The sequence below is a fragment of the Brucella thiophenivorans genome (assembly GCF_002252445.1).
Lineage (GTDB): Bacteria > Pseudomonadota > Alphaproteobacteria > Rhizobiales > Rhizobiaceae > Brucella > Brucella thiophenivorans.
Genome location: NZ_NNRJ01000038.1, coordinates 1 through 4,256 on the forward strand (window position 1 = coordinate 1; position 4,256 = coordinate 4,256).

Below are 4,256 nucleotides of genomic sequence, written 5' to 3' on the forward strand. Positions count from 1 at the left end.
AATTTGGATCAGATCGTTATGAGTCTACGGCCTAGGTTATAACAAATACGAAGCAGCATGTGGGCTACAGTAATCCCGCTATAAGCCAACATGTCTTCTAAAATGCGGAAACTGAGTAAAAGGTCCTTAGCCGATCCATTCAAGCGTCGCGATGGTGGCTTATGCGCCAAGCCGTCATTTCCCGAGAGGGCAACAGCGTCACCCCCCCCTTTCTTGTTGCCTGACACACATCTCGGGTCGTTATAACCAACGTCGTTTTATGGAATCTGCTCCAGCATCAGACATCCACATAGGTGTGCAGCTTAACCTTCCGTCAAGCAATCGGTTAGACTTGCGGGCTAGGGGCTTGTTTCTGAGTCGAGGTCAATAAAATAAAGCAGCGCCGCCACATTGCCACATAAGGGATAGAGCCTGAGTTGCAACGTCCCCGCCAAAAAACCATAGCCAATCTTGCTAGAGCGACTTCAGGAGGTCGCGGTCGTATCAAGGATGGATCAGATTAATTTGCAGTTTTGAACCTATGGTCTCGACTCGGCGTATCGACGTAACGTCGAAATGGAAGGCGAAAACCTAACTGTTGAATTAAGGCTGTATTTGACCCAGTTTTATGTTTGATGCTGATCAGGCCCAGCGCATTTATCCTTCTGAACCCCTTGTCTATTTCCGTCTTCGTGTGGGTTAATCTGAAATGGAAAACTGGCTTAAAATCAGCCGATACTCAACACGCTGGCTTTTGGAGAGGTCGAAGCGGATGCCCTCGTGGCCAGAGCGGACTTCAATCCCACATGCATAACCCGGGCTGTGGCCAATCGCAGTCAACATTCCAAGAGCCGGTCAATTTGGCTGCAATGCCCGAAACATACTAGGCTGTACCGGATATTGGCACCGTAATGAATGCTAGATAACGAATGCTCATGATTTTCACCGTTCCCGTATGGGCAATTCATCACAACACAATCGGCGCGATGAACTGCACATATTTAAATACGGAAATCAGATTTCCTTAAGCTTCGTGTTGGAGTTGAGGCTTCCTATCAGAGTTGCACTGGCCTCATTCAATCCCAGAACGCTTACTCCTATGTGATGAACTCTGAAACGCTCTATCACCTTATCGAGTGCTGCGACTGCGGTGACGTCCCAAAAGTGGGCCTGTGAAACGTCAATCACCACTGCTTTACCGCTCGCTTCCTCAATGTCGAATGCATCGATAAAAATATCAGCAGACGCAAAAAACAATTGTCCGCTCACCTGATACCGCACTCGCGCCTCACTGACATCAAGATATGTTTCCACTTTCAGCAAACGTGCAACTTTAAAAGTAAAAAACACCCCGCTCAAAATCACGCCCACGGCGACGCCAAGAGCAAGGTTAGAGCTGATGACCGTAACAAGAACAGTCATTATCATGACAGCGCTGGATATCTTTGGGTGAACGAGAAGCGTTTTCACTGAGCCCCAATCAAACGTGTCAATAGAAACCATCACCATGATAGCGACCAGTGCAGCAACTGGTACCTGAGACACCCAAGGCTTTAGCGCGACGATCAAGATCAGCAGAAAAGCGCCCGCAAACAATGTGGAAAGCCTGCCGCGTCCACCATATTTTACATTACTGACTGTCTGACCAATCATGCCGCAACCCGCTATGCCGCCAAAGAGGCTCGCCGCTGTGTTTGCAAGGCCCAACCCGGTGCATTCGCGGTTTTTGGAACTTGGCGTACCAGTCAGATCGTCAACAACGCTGGCTGTCATCATCGATTCCAGTAATCCAACCATGGCTATTGCGAGCGCTGGCCCAGCGATAATTTTTAAGGTTGCAAGCGTAAGAGGAACATCAGGCCAGCCAAAGACTGGCAGGGAGTCGGGAAGCTTCCCAAGATCACCAATTGTCATAACAGGAAGCTGCATAAAAAAAGAAACTGCTGACAGAACAAGGATACAGATCAATGGTGACGGGATCAGAGTTGTAATTCTCGGCGCTATATAAATAACGGCAAGTCCTGCCGCCAGCATGCCATATGCCAGCAAGTCTCCCCCAATAATATGAGGTAGTTGAGCTGCAAAGATCAAAATTGCCAAAGCATTGACGAAACCGGTCCTAACCGATTTGGAGACAAAACGCATCAGAACACCGAGGCGAAGAAGCCCAAAAACAATCTGAAACAATCCAGCGAGCAATCCGGCTGCGAAAAGATAAGCCAGTCCATAGGTTTGGACCACAGGCGCAGCGACAAGGGCCACAGATCCTGCAGCCGCCGATATCATCGCCGGACGACCTCCTGTGAAGGCAATCACGATCCCAATGACGAAAGATGCAAACAGGCCGACTTGAGGATCAACGCCAGCAACAAAGGAAAACGCAATAACTTCAGGGATTAGCGCAAATGTCGCCACAGCCCCGGCAAGCATTTCGCGTGTGGGATTGGCAGACCAATCCCGGCGGATAGAAGAAAGTAGCATCTGATAAATTCTCGCAAAACATGACCTACGCGCACTGTCGAGCGGTGAGGATAAGGAAAGACATGCTGATTTTGCGTGGTCTGGCGGATTGGCGGCCAGAAGAGCCACCCGGAGTTTCACCGGGTCCGTGGTGATTAAATTTGTGATATCGAAATTTTTCGGCAATGCAACATAAAATCGCGGCTGCTTCTAACCGTACAATTATGTGTGTCATGCTTCAGCACTTCTGATTTTGAGCCACGAAGAGCCTGGCCCAAAAACACAATTGATGCTTTTGCAGAAAGCGTATGGACGATACGGGTTTGAATTATTCACAATGCAACCTGATCAAACTCGATGAGAGCAATCTAGCTGCTCTAGAGCACATTCCGAAAAGTGTGAAACGGTTTTCGGATAAAGATGCGCGATAATATAAGGAGTTAGAGCGCCGATCTGATTCAATCAGATCGGCGCTCTAACATCAACCAACCTCGAATTGTGGAACGACGTACAAAGGCAGACGTTACCTTAAAAGACAATCAAGTGTTCACATAGGACTTTGGCTTCGAACGATCCTTAACTCTTGCTTATGAGGAGAACTACAATGGCGGACCGCCTTACAATGCAGGATCCACTTGCGCAGTATCCTTCTCCCCCCTTTGAGGCGCAACCACAACCCATGCCCGGATTGGTCGAGAGCATGGTTCCTGCACCCGATCATGGAGAAAATAGCATAAGGCCTCTGGAAAGCTGGTGGGACACACCGATACTGGAAACGCCAAGCTCAATCAACTTGGCAATGCCCCTCAAACTGATCCATGCAACAAGGCCTGTTTAATGCGAAATTTCAGGGTGTAACATCGAACCCTATCCATTTATTCGCCAGTCGCTTCAGCGTACCATCTGCCTTTGCAGCATCAATTGCTTCATTCAGCTTCCCCAATAGGGCAGGTTCATTTTTCCGGATTACTATTCCGGCGCCTCGCCCCAACAGAGGGCCTTTGAAGAAAGGACCGGTCATTACTAAATCGCCATAGCCCGGTGTACTTTGCATAGCTTTTAAATATGCACGCGAGTGTGCCAGCATGTTTATGCGCCCAGCCTGCAAATCCAACAGGGCTGGTTCGACAGTTTTATATTCTTTCACTGAAGCGTTATCTTTAAAGAATGTATTGACGAGGGTATCGCTGGTGGTGCCAGTGACAACTCCTATTGTTGCTCCCGCAGTCGCTTCGATGTCCTCCCTGAGCGATTGTCTCGCTACCAACAGATTCTCAGAAAGAGAAAACAGTTGCCCTGATGAAGGCAGATTCTCGTATTTGCTTCCCTTAGTAGTCGCGAAAACGAGCGGCGCCAAGCTATATGGCTCGGAAAAACTCACAATTTCTTCGCGCTTAACGGTCGCCGTTATACCGCCCATAATCGCATCATATTTACCGGCGTTAAGACCTGCAATGATACCGTCGAACGGCTGCGCGACAAATGAACACTTTACATGCATATGAGTGCATACATAGCGCCCCAGTTCGATTTCAAACCCATCAAGTGTTCCGTCTGGATGTGTGAAATTATAAGGACGCAAATAGCCTTCTGTTGCAATAGTGAATATCTTATCTTCTTTTTCTTTCACGGAATTGAATAAAAACCACAATATGGCAGGTAAAATAAAGAATATAATATAAAGGCACTTTTTTTTCATTAAAATCACTCATTTGAATATTATTACTGCATTTAAATATTATTACTGAGAGCCGGTTCCAAAAAGGGTTGAACACTTTCAGCGGCACTGTTACGTTAACCTGCGCGTAAATATCAGC

General features: G+C 47.7%; 3 protein-coding genes and 1 other annotated feature. Of the genes, 1 reads left to right on the forward strand and 2 read right to left on the reverse strand.

Features of this window, described 5'->3' with window-relative positions:
* Nucleotides 1–993 precede the first annotated feature (993 nt).
* Nucleotides 994–2,460 carry a SulP family inorganic anion transporter gene (locus CEV31_RS13165; RefSeq protein ID WP_094507532.1) on the reverse strand — a complete coding sequence of 489 codons (1,467 nt, stop codon included), beginning with the start codon at nucleotides 2,458–2,460 and terminating at the stop codon, nucleotides 994–996.
* A gap of 74 nt (nucleotides 2,461–2,534) precedes the next feature.
* Nucleotides 2,535–2,590, reverse strand: a sequence feature (sul1 is cis-regulatory element that is thought to sense ions involved in sulfur or methionine metabolism; They are found in Alphaproteobacteria).
* 453 nt (nucleotides 2,591–3,043) lie between these two features.
* Here CEV31_RS13165 and CEV31_RS20935 point away from each other — a divergent pair.
* Nucleotides 3,044–3,277, forward strand: coding sequence for a hypothetical protein (locus CEV31_RS20935; RefSeq protein WP_143850944.1), 234 nt, complete (start codon nucleotides 3,044–3,046; stop codon nucleotides 3,275–3,277).
* A 9-nt stretch (nucleotides 3,278–3,286) separates the two neighbouring features.
* Here CEV31_RS20935 and CEV31_RS13170 read toward each other — a convergent pair whose 3' ends face one another.
* Entirely contained in the window at nucleotides 3,287–4,138 is an 852-nt protein-coding gene (locus CEV31_RS13170) for a transporter substrate-binding domain-containing protein (protein ID WP_094507533.1), read from the reverse strand.
* Nucleotides 4,139–4,256 lie beyond the last annotated feature (118 nt).

What these genes read in the sequence shown, in the direction of transcription:
- CEV31_RS20935 (WP_143850944.1), top strand. Translation starts at nt 3,044, where the DNA reads ATGGCGGACCGCCTTACAATGCAGGATCCACTTGCGCAGTATCCTTCT.
- CEV31_RS13165 (WP_094507532.1), bottom strand. Translation starts at nt 2,460, where the DNA reads ATGCTACTTTCTTCTATCCGCCGGGATTGGTCTGCCAATCCCACACGC.
- CEV31_RS13170 (WP_094507533.1), bottom strand. Translation starts at nt 4,138, where the DNA reads ATGAAAAAAAAGTGCCTTTATATTATATTCTTTATTTTACCTGCCATA.